This window comes from Pseudomonas sp. Sample_22, from assembly GCF_004307635.1.
GTDB lineage: Bacteria > Pseudomonadota > Gammaproteobacteria > Pseudomonadales > Pseudomonadaceae > Aquipseudomonas.
This window is the reverse complement of the sequence record NZ_RCNY01000022.1, coordinates 307,144-324,425: the sequence shown is the minus strand read 5'-3', so window position 1 is coordinate 324,425 and position 17,282 is coordinate 307,144. Positions and strand designations below refer to the sequence as shown.

The following is a 17,282-nucleotide window of genomic DNA, read 5'->3' as shown; positions in this document are numbered from 1 at the left end:
AGTGCGCGATCACTCAGGGTTTTAATGGCATCTATGGATGCGCTGGTTGCGCCTTCACATCGAAGAACAGAACCGTGTCAGTCAGTGGTCTCGAGCGTAAAGGCAGGCGGTTCAACCCGGCGCAGTTTTGCCCGGTCCATGGCTTGCTGAGTCAATTGCTTGAGGAGGGTTTCGCGCTCGTCCCTGATCAGGTCAAGCTCTGCGGCAAACACTTCATCGGTCACGACTTTCCCCGGCTCGAAGGCGCTTTCAGGTTTACCCAGTTCAGCGGCCAGCACCCTGATGTCTTCCTTCAGCTTCTCTCTTTCCTTGAGCGTCAGGTCCGAACCGGCGGCACGATCATCCAGAGCGACTTTGAACTCGGTCGTCGCTTCCGTCTTGCGATCAAAGACCCTGAACCGTGCGCGATTCGAGCGCTGCACATAGGTCCGCCAAAACGGCTGCTCGGCAATCGAATCACGCAGCAGATCGCCCTCCTCCAGCCCCAGGACCCGCTGGTAGGCGTCCTCGATCATTTCACTGGTAACGCCTGCGATCTGGCGAAACTGCATACCGCGCGCCTGCCAGGGCAGGTTAAGGCGCTCCGCCAGGTCCGTCATGAAGGCGAGATGGACCTCGACCTCATCGATGGTTCCGGTCACATTGCCTTCCTCATCGATGCGTCGAAATCGCTCGCCCGCGGCTTCGCGGTCGATGATATGACGACGGGCGATTCGCTCGATTTCATCCAGGCGGCTCTTGCCCCGGGCCAATTCGACCAACTGCGTTTCGATCAAACTGGCGTTGCCCAGTTCGAGGGCTTCCTGGACCAGCACATCGACCCCCAGAACATTGAACAGCTGGGTCGCGCCATCCACGCATTGGGTGCGCATCGACGCTTCGCTGAAAAATTTTGTGCGCAGCTCAGCGTCCCTCGCCATGGTCTCGATCATTCGCCACACCTTGGCCGTCAGATCGGTTCGATAGGCGCCGCCCGCGGTGAAGTCTGCCGATTGGGTCAGGCGCCTGATCTCGTCGAAGAAACCGTGCGAGTTGAACTCATCTTCAAGCGCATCCCAGAGCATTTGATTTTGTACCCATTGGTCAAAGGTAATGCCTTGCTGCCATTGCAGGGTGTCACGCACGCCCCGGGGAGGGTACGGGCGATCGGGGTCCAGCCCTGTCGACCTGATGTACTCCTTGAGCCGTTCCAGGTTTTCGGCTGACATGAAGGGCGGCTGGCGGCTGAGCAACGTACGCGCCAGTAACTCTGCATCGACCGAACCCGGGGTGACTTCGGGTATGTGCGTAAGCACGTTGCGTTGCAGGTCAAGATGGATATGCCGGGGGCGTGGAAGGTCGAAGAGCCCCGCAGGCCACGTGGTCGCGCCGGTGTCGTACAGCAGCAGCGTATGCAGGTCGGGCATGCGACTGATGTTCGGCAGCAGACCCAACGGGTTTCCTGCCAGCCCCAGGGTTTGCAGCTTCGTGCAGCGACCGAGCACGTCGACATCGGAGGCCATCAGCACAATCCGGTTGCCCGAGAGCTCGAGGAAATTGAGGTGCGGCATCTGGGCGATGTGTCGCGGCAAAGCCGTCAGTCGATTGTTGCCAAGGTCCAGGGCGCGCAACTTGCGAAACGGCTGAAGAAAGGATTGTTGCGCATCGGTCACGCCGCAGTTGAACATCTTCAGATAAGTGACATGGTCGAAATTGCCTTCCAGCGCCGGCATGTTTTTGAAATGCAGGTTCAGAGGAAAGCTGCTCAAGTCCAGTTTCTCTCCAATCACATTGCCGAATGAGTCGAACTGTTTTGGCCCCGTGCGTTGCCAGCATTGCCTGATCTTGCGGGCGAACTGACTCCTCGCGTTCCGTTCGTCGAAGCCACTGGGGCTAAAACGGAAATCCCGGGTCGGCGAGTTCACCCATCGCTTGAGCGTTGAGCTCAACCGTTCGAATTCAAGTTCAAGTGCTTCAAGCTGCAGGTCGACCAGTATCCCTTGGCGGTTGAAACGCTCCAGCAACGCAGTGGACTCTTGCTCCGTGAAAGCGGGATAGAGCCTTCGTATCCGCGCCTGCGGACTTTGCTCAGCACGCCCGCCAACGAGTTCACGCAAATACCCCAACATTCCACCTGGCAAACGCATGGCTTGCAGGTCGTACAACGGTTTACGGATCGGCTGCTCCAGCAGAATCGGCTCGAACTGCTCATGGCTCAGTGGCGAACGCCGCACCGCTTCCTTGAGCCGTGCATTTTCGTGAATGTCATAACCCAGTGCGTTGCGCTCATTGTCAGGCAGCGCATGCAGCACCGAAGCATAGAGGTCGTCGGTACCGTGCAAGTGGTGATCATTTGCGTCACGCGCCTGGTAGAGGCCATCTTCGTCCAGCACCAGCACCTTACGGATCGGTGCCTGCGCCGGCCCCACGCTGGCGAGCAAATCCCCGGAAAATCCCAGATGACGAATTTCGATCCGCACTTGCGTCGACCAACCGGGCAGGCTGGCCAGCGTGGCGAGTTCGAGCCGGCGGGTATCGGCACTTACCAGTTCATCGAGGTAAAGCCCCTCATAGGCCCGGTTCAAGCGCACGTGCTCCTGCGCCAGGCGGGCCTGCCGGCGCAAACGCAGCGGCAGGCGGCGTTTCTCGGTCAGATGCTGCAGGTCCGCAGGCTCGGCACTCTCGAGTAATTCTTGCGCGACGCTGGCGGGCAGCTGCGCAAAATCATCCACCAGCAAACGCACTTGCGCGCTGCCGGACACATCGCGGCTCTTGTAGAGTGCGTCGAACAGACGCTTTTGTTGCTTGCGCGCCTGCATGGCCAGGCGACTGCGCAGCGCGTCGATCCGTGAGGACGTGTCATTGGCGACCTTCGCACCCAGCATCTCGCGAAGTTCAGCCGTGTCCAGCGACTCAATCACCCGTTCAGGCAGTTTCCCGGCCACCAACTCCGAGCGGCTGATTTTGAGGGTCTGTGGCTCAGCGGCCAGGGTGTTGCCATGTTTGACGGACGCACCGGTGCGGTCATCGCGTTCAAACACCTCCAGGGCCCGGGACTCCGGCCAGCGCGGCAGCTCAACCAGCGTCGCCGGCAGAAAACCGGACATTTCCTCCGACACCTGATCCGACAGGATTTGCTCGGGATAGCGTTGCGCGTCCGCATAGGTATTGAAACGTGTCAACGTATCGCGCAACAGCGCAGGCGGCGTTTCATGTTCAACATGCAACCGGCGCAACAGCCCCTCTTCAACGCCGCTCACTTGCTGGATCTTGGCCAGGGTAGATGCCGAGTAATTATCCAGTGAGTTGTCCAGGCGAGACATCAGTTGAGTCGCGTCCCACCTCAAGGGGTGCTCGGTTTCAGCTTTCCAGGCGCCGGCATTATTGTGCTCCACCCTGGGCTGATAGGCACTTGGCCGGGTCGGATGCTGCAGACGATGCTCGCCCGTCACCGGGTCCTGGCGCACCCGATAATGCTTTTTCTCCAGGCGCAGCCACTGCTGATCGTTGTACTGATAAATCCCCAGATCATTGGGCCTGGCCTCTGCCGGCAGCATCGCCGACTGCTCATAAGGCGCCAGATCCGGTTTCCAGAGGCGGGTCTTGCCATCGGGCAGCTCCACCGGTTTGAGGCTGTCGATCATCGGGCTGGGTGTGACCGCCACCCGGGCGCCGCTGGGCAAGACATGCCCGGTGGCCATCAAGGCCAGTTGCGCAAAGTTGATCAAGACCGAGTTGATGTGCGTCGATGCTTCGTCCCGATCGCCCTTGCTCCAGTCCTCGATTCCCTCCAGCAGCTCTTCGCCAATCTGCGCCACCATCAACGCCAGCATGGCTTCGCCCAGCCCTGGAACCAACATCGCGGCAAAGTTGAACAGGTTCCAGCCAATGTCCAGATAGCTGGTCAGGCGTTTCCAGCGGGTGGTGGCGTCTTCATCGCCGGTCGGCACCGCGATGACCCGAGCATCGCTGATCGCCTTGTCACGTTTGAGCCGGTACAGCTGTGCCCACAGCTCACCGGACAGTCGGTGGGTGACGGGTTCGGCATTCGGATTCTCGACCGCGGTTTCCCGCCACCATGGCCCCATGTCCAGCGGTTCGCGTTGCTGCCAGGTTATCCGGCTCAGCCGTTCCCTGACCCGGGCAAAGAACCGGCCCTTGTCTTTCTGCGCCACGAAACGGCTGAAGAATGCCTGATAGTCCGGCTCACGCAGCTGGCTGATCAGCACTTTCATGAAGTCCGTCAGCGAAGCGTATTCTTTCAAAGGGTGCACTGGGTCGTCCGGTACATAGGCAATCACCGGGCCGCTCAAGCGGTTTTGTTTATAGATGTCCCGCTGGCGCAGCATCTCTTCGCTGACCCCGGTAGGGCCGTTGGCGAAAAACGCCTGCAGCAGTTTGAACTTGTCGATGTCGTTGCCTGGCAATACCACCGATAACATGCTTGACAGGTTGAGCCAGGCAGCACGCTCATCAGGCGCCAGGGCCTCCACGGCAGCCTGGATTTTGCCGCCGTCGCCCTCGGCGCTGAACAACACCACACCGTGCAGCGAAAAGCCCATCAGGGACAGCCGATGTCGATGCAGCGGTCGGTGATGGAAACTGATGGCGCTTTTATTGTCGCGAACATCACGCAGGACACCGTAGGCATACGAACTGATATCGTCTTTCAACAGGGCAATCAGTGAAGCCAGTTCAAACGCCGCTTTCTCACTGGCCGCACCGCGCTGCTCCAGTACTTGCCTTTGCTGCGTGTCGGCCGGCAGCAGCAGGGATTTCAGATGGTTTTGATACTGGGCGCCGACGTCCAGCCGGCGACACAGCCTGGCGATTTTGCTGACTGACATCGACGGTATCAGCGACGGTTCCCCTCGCAAGTCGCTGCGGTAAACACCGGAACCACTCCTGAAATAATCAGCGGCGGTTTCCGGCTCTTCGAAGTTATGCAGCGCCGCGTCCAACAAGGTGGACTCACGCATATGGCTGGCACCGCGATCGATACCGAAGATGATTTTGTCCGGCACATACAGTTTAAGGGTCAACTGGCCGACGTCGTCATGACTGTTGAAGTTCGAACTCATCAACTGGGACAGCAAGGGTTTGGCAAACGCTCTGATGTCCTGTTGCAGGTCTTGCAACGGCGCCTCCACCAGTCGCTGCAACAACCAGCGCTTGTCGATCAACTCCTTGAGGTATTGCCGATCGACGGCGGAAGCTTTCAGATACCAGCCCGGTGTCGAGACCGTGGTGCTGGCAAGCCTCGATACCCTCGCTGGCGGCGCCGTTTTTATGGCGGGCGGAAGCACCTGAACAATACGCTCATAATGAACACCGTTGTTTTGCGCCGGTGACAACGACGAACTTGAAACTTCATTAATATTCTGTAACTCATCCATTGACTTACAATCCAGAACAACCCGAGAAGCCTTCAGCTTAAGCCGCCAGACATAAAACAAAAGACTAAAAACCTGCTGAACTCCTCTGGGTAAAACTGAATAACCCTTCGAACATCAAAGAGTTGCACATATATAAATAACACCACACGCCTGCCAACTATGCCCGCCGCCGGCGACATGCTGTTATTAGCCCGGAAATGCCCTCGATCGCTCGATTGTCATTCACAGGCCCGGTTTCGGCGGTGCGATGTCGACGGGTTTTGCCTCGGCATGAGCGGTCGTGTATTTCTCGCCAAAGGGGCTACTATTCGAATCGGTCTCCCTTGTTCATGTTCAGGAAATTGCCATGCGTCTTTCCGAGTTCATCGTGCTGAACGTTGATCGAATCGTCGATGAATGGGAGCTGTTCGCCGAAACCATCACCCCCGCGGCCGATCTCATGGACAGCGCCGCGCTACGCGACCATTCGCGGGCGATCCTGCTGGCCGCCGCACGGGACATGAGCAAGCCTCAAACGCCCGATGAACAAGCGGCCAAGGCCAAAGGCGAAGGCCCGGAAAAAACTCCGAGCCTGGATGAGGCCGGCGCCAGTCACGGCGAACTGCGTCACACCGTGGGTTTCGATCTGGTGCAGATGACCAGCGAATTTCGCCACTTGCGCGCCTGTGTGATCCGTCTGTGGGTCGACAGCCTCGAATCCCCCGACATGACCTATTTCCAGGACATGATTCGTTTCAATGAAGCCATCGACGAAGCCCTGGCCGAGTCCACGGCCGCCTATGCCGAAAGGGTCAATCGCTCGCGGGACATTTTCCTCGCCGTCCTCGGACACGACCTGCGTTCACCTTTGCAAGCGGTGAGCATGTCTACTGAAATGCTGCTGCGTAAAGCCGCCCTCGAAGGTGATGCGTTGAAATGCGCGGGCAACATCAAACGCGGCACCGGGCACATGGTGATGATGGTCAACGACTTGCTGGAACTGGTGCGCAGCCGTCTGGGCAAGAGCCTGCCCATCGAGCCCGCGCCCATGGACCTGGCCGAAACGGCACAGGAAGCCATTGCCCGGGCATGTGCCGCGCAACCGGAATGTGATCCGATCCTGAATATTCTCGGAGACACCAAGGGCGTGTGGGACTCGCGACGGCTGGATCAAATGCTGCAAAACCTGATCGGCAACGCGCTCCAGCATGGCTCGGACAAACGCCAGGTGACCGTGACGATCAGGGGGGAGCAAAACAGCGTCCAACTGACGGTGCACAATGACGGAATCCCGATTCCCGCCGACGCGATCCCGACGATTTTCGACCCGCTGGTACGCAGCGCCAGCGAAGAGCTCGGCGAGCCCACCACCAGTCTTGGGTTGGGCTTGTTTATCGTCAAGGAAGTGGTCGATGCCCATAGGGGCACGATCGACGTCACTTCCAATGAGGCCGATGGCACGTTGTTTACGGTGGTATTGCCCAGGAATGTCTGAAAGCCGGGGGCACCGCACTATCAGTTCTGATAGTTTCCAAGTCCTGGCCGCCTGAGTAAAACTGGAGCACACATTCAATATGAAAGGCAGGCCTCGCGATGTCCCGCTCCGTCAGCAGTAATTACCCTTTGCGCCAGTCACATATTCTCCTGCTGGCCACCGACAGCAAAAACTCGGTGCTCGCCGAAGCAGTGGACGGCAAGACAAGCTCAATTGCGTATTCAGCCTATGGTGAACAATCCGGGTGGCAGGCGATTAGCGGGCGGCTGGGTTTTAACGGTGAGCTGCGCGAGGCTCGCATGGGCTGGTATCTGTTGGGTAATGGCTACAGGGCTTATAACCCGGCGTTGATGCGTTTTCATAGCCCGGATAGTTTGAGCCCATTTGGCAAGGGCGGGTTGAATGCGTATGTGTATTGCGTGGGAGATCCGGTGAATTATTCGGATCCGACGGGGCATATGCCCAAGAAAATTTTAAAATTTTTTACGAAAAAAACGCCTAAGACTTTGACATCAGCACCCAGTACATCGAGCCTTAGCCCACTTATCAAGCCCGATACTCCCCCTGTAGTAAAACGTCCGCTTCCCGCTTTACCGGGAACTATTGAAGAGTCAACCGTTTCGTCCTTTCCACTGGATGAAAGTACTGGCGAGCCAATTTTCCAGGCTTTGCCTTCGCGGCGAACCTGGACTCCTCAGTCATCATCTCCTCTACCGAAAGAGATGATGACATATGAACAAATGGCTCAACGAGAACGCTCCGCTGGAAGTGGTTCGACATCAAGTTTGGCAAGCCAATCACCTTCTGCTCCCTATGTTGACAGGTCCACTAAGCCGAAGAGAGCTTCCCAACATATTCGTGAACTTACTGCCGATGAGTATCGTTCCGTCTCTACTATTGATCCTGACGATGTCGAACGTGTGGACTTGGCAAAGTACTCCGAGCTTCTGAGACTAACGTAAGGCACCAACAGCATCACACAGGGCAGCGTCGAAGTTACTTCACTTACATCAACATTGGTCTACTCCACCACCAACCGCCCCAACCGCTGCTTCAACATCCGGTTCTCCGCCCGCAGTTGCTGGACCTCTTCCAACAGGTCCAGCGCCAGGGCGACGCCTTCCCAATCCAGCTCCAGATCGCGCCGCAGCTTGGCGGCGCGTTTGGCCAGGGTCAGTTCGTAATCGGTGAAACGCCAGTCCCTGGGCACGGTGCCCTGAGGTTCGAGGATGCCGTGCTCGACGATTTCGATCACGTAGACGTCCGACAAATCGGTCGCCTCACAGAATTCTGCCAGGTCCAGTTGAACGATCAGGGGGTTGCTCATGATGGGCTACTCCGTCTCGGGGATCAGAAATTTTCTCTCGGGTCGAAGGCGGCTTTCTTCGCCAGTTCCTGCCACAAGGCCTTGATGTCATCGTCCGATTTTTTCGGCATGACGGCCTTCAATTGCACGAACAGGTAACCGCGCTCGCCCGCTTTGTTCAGCAGGCCGTGGCCCTTGGCGCGCATGCGCTGGCCATTCTGGCTGCCGGCCGGGACCTTGAGGTTGATCTTGCCGGTCAGCGTTGGCACCGCCACTTCAGTGCCCAGCGCCAACTCCCACGGTGCCAGGGGCAACGTGATGATCAGGTTCTCGCCTTCGACGTCGAATTTCGGATGCGGCGCAAACCGAATGGTCAGGTACAGATCGCCATTGGCACCACCACCGACACCCGGTGCGCCCTGGCCCTTGAGCCGGATGCGCTCGCCGTCGCTCACGCCGGCGGGAATCTTCACATTCAGGCTTTTCGGGGTATTGCTGACGTGCTGGCCGGCGGCGTTGTATTGCGGTACCTGGAAAGTGACCTTCTTCGATTCGTTCGAGAGGGTTTCTTCAAGAAAAATCCCCAGTTCCATTTCCACGTCTTGCCCTCTGCGTCCGCTGCTGCGACGCGACTGTCCAGCGCCAAAACCGGGGCCACGGTTACCGAAGATCGAACTGAAGAAATCCGAGAAATCGCCGGTGTCCTGACCACCGCCACCGAAACCGCCACGGCTCTGCCAGCCCGGTGGTCCCTGGAACGGCTGGCCATGCTGGCCATAACGGCGCAGGTCGTCGTATTCGGCACGCTTGTCGGCGCTTTTCAGGGCTTCATAGGCTTCAGAGGCGTCCTTGAACTTGGCCTCGGCGTCCTTTTCCTTGCTGACATCGGGGTGGTATTTGCGGGCGAGCTTGCGATAGGCGGCCTTGATCGCCTTGTCGTCCGCCGTCGGCTCCACGCCGAGAATCTTGTAATAGTCTTTGAAGTCCATCGCTCGAATCACCATCCGTTATCGAAATCGCGCTACCTGCCACAGCATGCGCCTGTTTGCAGCGCAGGGCTTGACCAATCTCAAGTTTGTGACCGGGCAGCGCATCAGAAGTTTATCGGCAGCGGGCGGGGCTTCTTGCGGTTGCCCCAGGCTGTCCGGTTGATGCAGGGTAGTTTGGGGGTGCCGACGCATCTTTCAAGGCGCCGAAAGGCAAGATTTAGCGGATAGTCGGCCTTCGATTCTGTGCCGCACTGACATACACTGCGCGGCCGTTTTTTAACCGGAACTTGAAAGACATGAACAACGCATCTCCAGCCCGTGCCGTTGGTATCGATTTTGGCACGTCCAACTCCACTGTCGGCTGGCTGCGTCCCGGCGTGGAAACGCTGATCGCGCTGGAGGACGACAAGATCACCCTGCCGTCGGTGGTGTTCTTCAACATCGAAGAACGCCGCCCGGTGTACGGCCGGCTGGCGCTGCACGAGTACCTGGAAGGCTACGAAGGCCGGTTGATGCGCTCGCTCAAGAGCCTGCTGGGTTCCAAGCTGATCAAGCACGACACCAGTGTCCTGGGCACGGCGATGCCGTTCAAGGACCTGCTCGGGTTGTTCATCGGCCAGTTGAAGAAGCGTGCCGAAGCCACCGCCGGTCGGGAATTCGAAGAAGTGGTGCTGGGTCGTCCGGTGTTCTTCGTCGACGACGACGAAATGGCTGACCAGGAAGCGGAAAACACGCTGGTGGACGTGGCCCGCGCCATCGGTTTCAAGGAAGTCTCGTTCCAGTACGAACCGATTGCCGCGGCGTTCGACTACGAGTCGACCATCGAAAAAGAAGAGTTGGTGCTGATCGTCGACATCGGCGGTGGTACTTCCGACTTCTCGCTGGTGCGCCTGTCCCCGGAACGTCGCAACCACGACAACCGTCACGATGACATCCTCGCCACCGGCGGCGTGCACATCGGCGGGACCGACTTCGACAAACAACTGAGCCTGCAAGGCCTGATGCCATTGTTCGGCTACGGCAGCCGCATGAAGAGCGGCGCCTACATGCCGACCAGCCACCATATGAACCTGGCGACCTGGCATACCATTAACTCGGTGTACTCGCAGAAGTCGACCCTGGCCCTGGGCAGCATGCGCTACGACATCGAAGACACCGGCGGCATCGATCGCCTGTTCAAGCTGATCGAGCAGCGCGCCGGGCACTGGCTGGCAATGGAAGTCGAAGAAACCAAAATTCAGTTGACCCACGCCGACAGCCGCCATGTGCCGCTGGACCGCATCGAAGCCGGGTTGAGCGTGGAGCTGAGTCGCGCCCTGTTCGAATCGGCCATCGACAACCTGCTCGAACGCGTGCGCAACAGCGTCACCCAGTTGCTGGCGGACGCCGATGTGCGGGTCGATCAGGTGGATACGGTGTTCTTTACCGGTGGCTCGAGCGGCATCCCGGCACTGCGCAACAGCGTCTCGGCGATGTTGCCGAATGCGCGGCATGTGGAAGGCAACATCTTTGGCAGCATCGGCAGCGGTCTGGCGATCGAGGCTGCAAAACGCTACGGCCCGATGGGCTGATCCAGAACCGAGTTAATGATCGTTCCCACGCTCTGCGTGGGAATGCCGCCATGGACGCTCTGCGTCCGCTGTTGAGGCTGTGACGCGGAGCGTCACGGGATGCTTTCCCACGCAGAGCGTGGGAATGATCGGGCGGGGTTACACCATCCCCACCTGCTTCAACTCACTCTTCAGATACGCGTAGTAGATCGGCCCCGCCACCACACCCGGCAGGCCGAACGCGGCCTCGAACACCAGCATCGCCAAGAGCAACTCCCACGACTTGGCACTGATCTGCCCGCCGACGATGCGCGCGTTGAGGAAGTACTCGAGCTTGTGGATGACGATCAGGTAGCCCAGCGCTGCCATCGCCACCCAGATCGACAGCGACAGGCCGACGATGGTGATCAGGGTGTTCGACATCAGGTTGCCGATCACTGGCAACAGGCCGAGCAGGAAGGTCAGGACGATCAGGGTCTTGGTCAGCGGCAGCTTGATGCCGAACATCGGCAGCACCACCGCCAGGAAGATCCCGGTGAAGAAGGTGTTGAGCAGGGAAATCTTGATCTGCGCGAACACAATGTTGCGAAAGGCCTGGACCAGCAGGTGCAGGCGATCGAACAGTGCGGCGGCCAGCGGCTTGCGCTTGGTCAGGTCGGGAATGCGCTGCAAGGCGATGATCGCGCCCAGCACCATGCCAATCAGCAGCGTCACGAACATGTGCGCCGCGTCCTTGCCCACCAGCTGCAAATCGCTGAGGTGCTTGCTGATCCATTCGCCAATCGCCACCCGGAACTCGGCGGCGCTGGCCGGCAGATAGGCGTCGATGAACGGCGGCAATTGCCCGCGTGCGCGGTCGACCACGCCCATGAATTTGTCCAGGGAAGCCCCGGGATTTTCTGCTTCGTGCAGCAGGAAGCTGATGGCGCCGGCGAAAACCAGCGCCAGCACACTGACAATCAACGTCCCCAGCAACGCCACTGCCAGCCAGCGCGCACGGCGCCCTTCGATCAACCGCTGCAACTGCGGGGTGAGCATGTTGACCAGTTCGAACACCAGCAACCCGGCCAGCAGGCTGGGCAGCAATCGCAGCGGGATAACCAGCAGCAGTCCGCCAAAAATAATGACCCAGCTGATGACCAGCAAAACTTGACGCTGAGAAAACGTTGGCATACAGCCTCAAAACGAACGGCGTAAAAGGATTGGCAGTCTGCCAGCGATCCGGTGTCAGCACTAGGGATTGTGTGGGGCGACCTTGGTCTGGGTTCTGGCTATTTTTTCTTCAGGCAATCGCTCATGAACGCCTTGCGCTCATCACCCTTCAAGGCCTTGGTGGCGGCATCGGCATTGCAGGTTTTCATTTTCTCTTGCTGCGGGGTCAAGGCTTTGCCGGCATCGTTGGCCGCCGGGGTGGCCTTCAGGCAATTGCTCATGAAGGCTTTGCGTTCATCGCCCTTGAGGGTTTTGGCAGTCGCCTCGGCGTTGCAGGAGGTCATCTTGTTCTGTTGGTCAGTGGCGGCGAAACCCTGGGAACAGAGCAGCAAACCGATCATCAATAAAGGGGCACGCAACATTTGCATGGAGTTTTCTCCTTATCGCCGCACCAAGGGGAACGGCCTTGCTCTGGAGTGTAGACAACGCCTGTTACACCTTCCTGTTCGTCAAATGACTGCGTCGATACTGCTCCGGCGTGCTCCCGGCTTGACGCTGGAACATCGCGATAAACGCCGAACCGGTGCTGTAGCCCATGTCGAAGGCAACGTCCTGGACACTGCGGTTGCTGTCCAGGGCCTCGATGGCGGCGAGAAAACGCACGCGCTGGCGCCACTCGCCGAAGCTCATGCCCAACTCACGCACGAACTGCCGCGCCAGGGTGCGCTCACTGACATGAATCTGCGCGGCCCAATCCGCCAGGGGCCGGTTATCCCCGGGTTCGGCCTGCAAGGCTTCGAGGATACTCAGCAACCCGGCACTGCGGGCGTAGGGTAAATAGCACTCATGCACCGGCGCCTGCTTCAGTTGATCGACCAGCACTTGGGCCAGACGTTGGTCTGCCTCCTGCCTCGGCACCTTTACGTCCCGGGCAGCGAAGTCCTTGAGGATTGCCTTGAGGATGTCGCTGATGGCGAGGGTGCAGGCTTGTTGCGGTAAATCGGCGCACATCGTCGGCGCCAGGCACACCGCTCGATAATTGATCGGCTGATGGCTGTAAAAGCTGTGCTCAGTCTCGGGCGGCACCCACACTGCGTACTGCGGCGGCGACATGAAGCGGCTGCCGCCAATCTCCATGTGCAACACACCATGTGCCGAGTATTCCAGTGTGCCCCACGGATGCCGGTGGGCCGAGGCAAAGCGGTGCGCATCGAAATCGGCGTAGCGGAAATACACGGGGGCAGGCAGTTCGCTGAAATCCAGCAGGTCGATGTGTTTACGGGTCATGCTGTCCGGATTCAGGGGCAGGTTGTCTGGATTGAAGTATAGGCTCGTATCCAGACAGAGGATAATTGCCCTTCATTAACGTTCTGGTTTTTCCCGATGCAATACGCTTATCCCCTGTTGGCCATCTTTATCTGGGCCGGCAACACCGTGATCACCAAAATGTCGGCCGGGGCGATCTTCCCCGCCGAGATCGGATTCTACCGCTGGCTGCTCGCCGGTTTGTTGTTCACACCTTTCATGCTCAAACCGGTGATCGCGCACTGGCCAGCGATACGCCCGAACCTGGGCAAGATTTTCATCCTCGGCGTGCTTGGCATGGCGGTCTATCAGAGCCTGGCGTACTTCGCCGCGGCCCTGACCTCAGCCACCAACATGGGCATCATCCTGTCCTTGATGCCGCTGATGTCGCTGGCCATGGCGATCATCAGCCTCGGCCAGCGCCTGACCGCCGGCGCACTGGCCGGTGCGGTGCTGTCGTTTGCCGGGGTGTTGGTGGTGGTGTCCTCCGGCAGCCTCGGCTTGCTGCTGGAACACGGCGTTAACCTGGGCGACGCGATGATGCTGGTGGCAACGCTGGCCTACGCGGTCTACAGCACCCTGCTGAAAAAATGGCAGCTGAAATTGCCGCCGCTGGTGTTGCTTTACTTGCAGGTTCTGGTGGCGGTAGTGGTGTTGTTTCCGCTGTTCCTCGCATCAGCGAAAGTCGGTCCGACTTTGCACAATATTCCGCTGGTGCTGTATGCCTGCCTGTTGGCTTCGATGGTCGCGCCACTGGCATGGATGCAGGCGGTGGTGCGCCTGGGACCGAGTCGGACGGTGATGTTTTTCAATTTGCTGCCGGTGATTACTGCGCTGATCGCGGCGGTGGTGCTGCGTGAGCAGCTGGCGCTGTATCACTTGGTGGGCGGGGTGCTGACGTTGGGTGGGGTGATTGTTTCCGAGCGTTGGACCACCGTGTTAGGCCGTAAGGTCAGCGTTGCCTGATTTGCCGCCATCGCTGGCAAGCCAGCTCCCACAGGTTTTCGGTTGCTCACAGAAATCACATCCGACACAAAACCTGTGGGAGCGTGGCTTGCCCGCGATGAACGATAACGCGATCTAAAGCCCGGCCGCTTTCAGCCGCGCCGCATGCTCCAAAAACAAACGTATCGGCTCGGCGCCCTTGCCGACCAATCCCAGTGACTGATTGACGATGTCGAAGTGATCCAGCGGAAAATCGTCGCCAATCACCGTCCCCAGGTGCGAGCTGTAGCGGCCGACCATTCCGTCGCAATGTCCGGCTTCGCGCACGAAGGTTTTGGCGAACAACCGGCAACTGCGGTTGGTGCCATCGAACAGGTTGCGCCCGCGATCGGTCTTGCCCGGTTGCAGGGTCCCGGACCAGGAGTAGTAACGCACCCCGTTCACTTCTTCCGGGCCGTGCCCGCCCCACGTCTCGGGCAGGCCCTGTGGATAACGCTGATTGAACAGCGCGACGCCTTCTGTGGTAAGTGAATGGTGCGATCCATGAACGTCCACCGGCAACTTCGGCCCGTGATAACCGGTATCGAGCAGACACATCAAGGCATTGATCACTCGCAACAACCCGCTCAGCAAGCGGCCCTTGAGGCTGTCATGGGCATAGTGCCGGTGCAGGTAATCGGCCAGCTCCGAACCATGGTTCGGGCCCGCGACCGAAGTGACCGAGGCGACCAGGTCCGGACGTTTGGCCGCCGCGTATCGGGCGGTCAGCGAGCCCTGGCTGTGGCCGATCAGGTTGACCTTGTCGGCCCCGGTCTCGCGCAGAATCTCTTCGATCCGCGCCAGCAATTGCTCACCACGTACCTCGTTGGAATTGAGCGGCGACACCTGCACCGCGAACACCACGGCACCACCACGACGCAGCGCCTCGACGATGCCGTACCAGTACGGGTAGAGCACCAGATGGATAAACCCGAGCATTCCCGGGACCAGCACCATTGGATAACGCGGGGCAGAACCTTGCGACATGGGCGGACATCCTTGTGATCGATAGGTGACGCAAGGCGTGATGCAAGACACCCGCCAAGCATCGCCAGCGAACATGACAACTCGACGACCAGTCTATGACATCCCGCCTACTTCAGCCCCGCCACTCCCGCCACGATCAGCCCCACCGACAGCAACTTGACCGCGGTCAGGCTTTCACCCAGCAACACAAACCCGAGAAACACCGTGCCCAGCGAACCAATGGCAGTCCAGATCGGGTAAGCGATGCTCACCGGCAACTCACGCATGGCCAGGGTCAGGAAGTAGATCCCGGCCACCGCCGCCACCACGGTGATCAGCGATGGCCAGAGCCGGGTGAAGCCCTCGGCGTACTTCATGCCCATGGCGAACGTGACTTCGAACCCGGCGGCGATCAGTAAAAACAGCCAGGCCATCTAGAACTCCCTGGCCAGCGCCAGCAAGCGCTGTTCGGCCTCGGCGGCGGACACCGCGAAGGTCCGCGCCTCGGACTCCTCGCCCTCGGCGGCGACCACGGTGACGTCGGTGATGCCAATGAATCCCAACACTGTGCGCAGCAACGTGTCGGCGTGATTCATGGCTTCCAGCTCACCGCCAGGGCCAAAACCGAAGCCGCCACGGCTGCTGATGATCAGCGCCTTTTTGCCCTGCACCAAAGGTTCGTATTGAGCCACGCCATTGTCCAGCGTGTGATTGAAGGTCAGGCCGAGCCGCACGATCTGATCGATCCATGCTTTGAGGCCGCTAGGCACGCTGAAGTTGTGCATCGGTGTAGAAATCACCAGCACATCGTGGCCGAGCAACTCCCCGACCAGCTCATCGCTGAACGCCAGATCCGCTTGCATCGACAAGGGGCGGGCCTCGGGCTCGGGATAAAATGCCGCAGCCACGAATGCTTCGTTGACCGGCGGAATCAACGCCCGACCCACTTCCCGGCGAGTCAATTGCACCTGCGGATTGCGCGCCTGCAACGCCGAAAGAAACACCTCGGCCAATCGCCGCGAGTGAGAACGTTCACCTCGTGGGCTGGCATGCACTGCAAGAATTTTACTCATCTGAATCTCCTCAAGGTCTAGACTGAAAACACAAGTGGCTGCAGATTGACGCGGACTGCCTCAGTCATTCAAATGAGCAAAAATCAGTCGGGATGAATCCATTTCATCCGTGGAGAAATCAATGTTTGCTTCGTTGCCGCTGACTGCCTTGCGCGCCTTTGAATCCGCCTCACGCCTGCTTAGCTTCAAGGCGGCCGCCGAAGAACTGTCAGTGACACCCACGGCGGTGTCCCATCAGATCCGCTCACTGGAAACCTGGCTCGGGGTGCCGCTGTTCGAGCGCCTGCCCCGTCGGGTGCGCCTGACTGAATGCGGCGAACGGCTGTTCCGCAGCCTGCACGGTGCTTTTCTCGATGTGGCGCAAAGCGTCGATACCCTGCGCCCGCAACGCAGCGGAACCAGTCTGACGATCTCCACCACCGCTGCTTTCGCCGCCCTTTGGCTGGTCCCTCGCCTGGGACGTTTCTATGCCCGGCACCCGAATATCAACGTACGCCTGGACACCCATTGCGAAGTTATCGACCTGCATCAGGACGCCAGCGTCGATCTGGTGGTGCGCTACAGCCTTGATGACTATCCGAATCTTTATGGGTTGTGCCTGTTCGATGAGTCGTTTGGCGTCTACGGATCGCCAGAACAGGTGGCGCTGGCGTCGACCCGCGCACCGACGCTGATCAGCGTGCATTGGCACAACTCCAAGCTCTATGCCCATGGCTGGGAGGCCTGGTGCGCGCAGTCCGGCGAAACCTGGCTGGCCGGCCAACCCGCCGTGCGCGAATACGACGAAGAGCATTACGCCCTGCAAGCGGCCATCGCCGGGCAGGGCCTGGTGTTGGCGAGCAATATCCTGGTGTCGGAAAGTGTGGCCAGCGGTTTATTGCTGCCTTACCGGGGTGACGTGCAGGTGGACGGTGCCGGTTACAGCGCGTTGTGCGTGCCGGGACGCGAGCGCCATCCTCCGGTGCGGGCGTTTTTTGCGTGGTTGAGGGAGGAGGCGCTGGCGTCTGGGCATGCCTTGGCATGAAGACCGGACGCAGTCACTGCAAATCCGCCATTGCGAGCAGGCTCGCTCCGGCAGGGGAGCTGCTCGCGACGAGGCCTTGCAGGC

General features: G+C 59.4%; 13 protein-coding genes and 1 pseudogene. 5 read left to right on the top strand and 9 right to left on the bottom strand.

The features are described 5' to 3' along the window. Positions 1 to 77: 77 nt before the first annotated feature. The gene (locus tag D8U73_RS06430) at positions 78 to 5,375 is read right to left on the bottom strand and encodes an NEL-type E3 ubiquitin ligase domain-containing protein (protein WP_130903995.1); all 5,298 of its coding nucleotides are present in this window, start codon (positions 5,373 to 5,375) and stop codon (positions 78 to 80) included. A 346-nt stretch (positions 5,376 to 5,721) separates the two neighbouring features. Here D8U73_RS06430 and D8U73_RS06425 point away from each other — a divergent pair, with 346 nt between their 5' ends. After that, entirely contained in the window at positions 5,722 to 6,849 is a 1,128-nt protein-coding gene (locus D8U73_RS06425) for a HAMP domain-containing sensor histidine kinase (RefSeq protein ID WP_130903994.1), read from the top strand. A gap of 146 nt (positions 6,850 to 6,995) precedes the next feature. After that, a pseudogene (locus D8U73_RS06420) lies at positions 6,996 to 7,811 on the top strand (RHS repeat-associated core domain-containing protein); the annotation flags it as partial. 59 nt (positions 7,812 to 7,870) lie between these two features. Here D8U73_RS06420 and D8U73_RS06415 read toward each other — a convergent pair. After that, entirely contained in the window at positions 7,871 to 8,176 is a 306-nt protein-coding gene (locus D8U73_RS06415; protein WP_056852424.1) for a chaperone modulator CbpM, read from the bottom strand. Between the two features lie 23 nt (positions 8,177 to 8,199). Further along, complete coding sequence (locus D8U73_RS06410; RefSeq protein ID WP_056852423.1) at positions 8,200 to 9,144, bottom strand: DnaJ C-terminal domain-containing protein; 945 nt, start codon at positions 9,142 to 9,144, stop codon at positions 8,200 to 8,202. 296 nt (positions 9,145 to 9,440) lie between these two features. On the opposite strand from D8U73_RS06410, the gene D8U73_RS06405 reads away from it, so the two are divergent. After that, positions 9,441 to 10,715 (top strand): Hsp70 family protein, encoded by a 1,275-nt coding sequence (locus D8U73_RS06405; protein WP_056852422.1) that lies wholly within the window; start codon positions 9,441 to 9,443, stop codon positions 10,713 to 10,715. A 138-nt stretch (positions 10,716 to 10,853) separates the two neighbouring features. On the opposite strand, the gene D8U73_RS06400 is transcribed toward D8U73_RS06405, so the two are convergent. The 3 genes from D8U73_RS06400 to D8U73_RS06390 all read right to left on the bottom strand — a co-directional run bounded on the left by D8U73_RS06400 (position 10,854) and on the right by D8U73_RS06390 (position 13,133). Then, positions 10,854 to 11,867: a hypothetical protein gene (locus D8U73_RS06400; RefSeq protein WP_056852421.1), complete on the bottom strand. Its 1,014-nt coding sequence runs from the start codon at positions 11,865 to 11,867 to the stop codon at positions 10,854 to 10,856. 98 nt (positions 11,868 to 11,965) lie between these two features. After that, a complete protein-coding gene (locus D8U73_RS06395) occupies positions 11,966 to 12,274 on the bottom strand; it encodes a PsiF family protein (RefSeq protein WP_130903992.1) in 309 nt (102 codons plus the stop codon). A gap of 64 nt (positions 12,275 to 12,338) precedes the next feature. Then, positions 12,339 to 13,133, bottom strand: a complete 795-nt coding sequence (locus D8U73_RS06390; protein WP_130903991.1) for a helix-turn-helix transcriptional regulator — start codon at positions 13,131 to 13,133, stop codon at positions 12,339 to 12,341. 96 nt (positions 13,134 to 13,229) lie between these two features. Between D8U73_RS06390 and D8U73_RS06385 the strand changes: the two genes are divergently transcribed. Then, positions 13,230 to 14,117 (top strand): DMT family transporter, encoded by an 888-nt coding sequence (locus tag D8U73_RS06385; RefSeq protein ID WP_056852418.1) that lies wholly within the window; start codon positions 13,230 to 13,232, stop codon positions 14,115 to 14,117. 114 nt (positions 14,118 to 14,231) lie between these two features. Here the strand turns inward: D8U73_RS06385 and D8U73_RS06380 are convergent, their stop codons facing one another. The 3 genes from D8U73_RS06380 to D8U73_RS06370 all read right to left on the bottom strand — a co-directional run bounded on the left by D8U73_RS06380 (position 14,232) and on the right by D8U73_RS06370 (position 16,174). Beyond that, positions 14,232 to 15,122, bottom strand: a complete 891-nt coding sequence (locus D8U73_RS06380) for a triacylglycerol lipase (protein ID WP_130903990.1) — start codon at positions 15,120 to 15,122, stop codon at positions 14,232 to 14,234. 107 nt (positions 15,123 to 15,229) lie between these two features. Continuing rightward, positions 15,230 to 15,535 carry a multidrug efflux SMR transporter gene (locus D8U73_RS06375; protein WP_056852416.1) on the bottom strand — a complete coding sequence of 102 codons (306 nt, stop codon included), beginning with the start codon at positions 15,533 to 15,535 and terminating at the stop codon, positions 15,230 to 15,232. After that, a complete protein-coding gene (locus D8U73_RS06370; protein WP_130903989.1) occupies positions 15,536 to 16,174 on the bottom strand; it encodes an NAD(P)H-dependent oxidoreductase in 639 nt (212 codons plus the stop codon). 109 nt (positions 16,175 to 16,283) lie between these two features. Between D8U73_RS06370 and D8U73_RS06365 the strand changes: the two genes are divergently transcribed. After that, positions 16,284 to 17,198, top strand: coding sequence for a LysR substrate-binding domain-containing protein (locus D8U73_RS06365; RefSeq protein ID WP_177435513.1), 915 nt, complete (start codon positions 16,284 to 16,286; stop codon positions 17,196 to 17,198). Positions 17,199 to 17,282 lie beyond the last annotated feature (84 nt).

Bases quoted from the DNA above. Each gene is read 5' to 3' on its own strand.
- D8U73_RS06430 (WP_130903995.1), bottom strand. From the start codon at position 5,375: ATGGATGAGTTACAGAATATTAATGAAGTTTCAAGTTCGTCGTTGTCA.
- D8U73_RS06425 (WP_130903994.1), top strand. From the start codon at position 5,722: ATGCGTCTTTCCGAGTTCATCGTGCTGAACGTTGATCGAATCGTCGAT.
- D8U73_RS06415 (WP_056852424.1), bottom strand. From the start codon at position 8,176: ATGAGCAACCCCCTGATCGTTCAACTGGACCTGGCAGAATTCTGTGAG.
- D8U73_RS06410 (WP_056852423.1), bottom strand. From the start codon at position 9,144: ATGGACTTCAAAGACTATTACAAGATTCTCGGCGTGGAGCCGACGGCG.
- D8U73_RS06405 (WP_056852422.1), top strand. From the start codon at position 9,441: ATGAACAACGCATCTCCAGCCCGTGCCGTTGGTATCGATTTTGGCACG.
- D8U73_RS06400 (WP_056852421.1), bottom strand. From the start codon at position 11,867: ATGCCAACGTTTTCTCAGCGTCAAGTTTTGCTGGTCATCAGCTGGGTC.
- D8U73_RS06395 (WP_130903992.1), bottom strand. From the start codon at position 12,274: ATGCAAATGTTGCGTGCCCCTTTATTGATGATCGGTTTGCTGCTCTGT.
- D8U73_RS06390 (WP_130903991.1), bottom strand. From the start codon at position 13,133: ATGACCCGTAAACACATCGACCTGCTGGATTTCAGCGAACTGCCTGCC.
- D8U73_RS06385 (WP_056852418.1), top strand. From the start codon at position 13,230: ATGCAATACGCTTATCCCCTGTTGGCCATCTTTATCTGGGCCGGCAAC.
- D8U73_RS06380 (WP_130903990.1), bottom strand. From the start codon at position 15,122: ATGTCGCAAGGTTCTGCCCCGCGTTATCCAATGGTGCTGGTCCCGGGA.
- D8U73_RS06375 (WP_056852416.1), bottom strand. From the start codon at position 15,535: ATGGCCTGGCTGTTTTTACTGATCGCCGCCGGGTTCGAAGTCACGTTC.
- D8U73_RS06370 (WP_130903989.1), bottom strand. From the start codon at position 16,174: ATGAGTAAAATTCTTGCAGTGCATGCCAGCCCACGAGGTGAACGTTCT.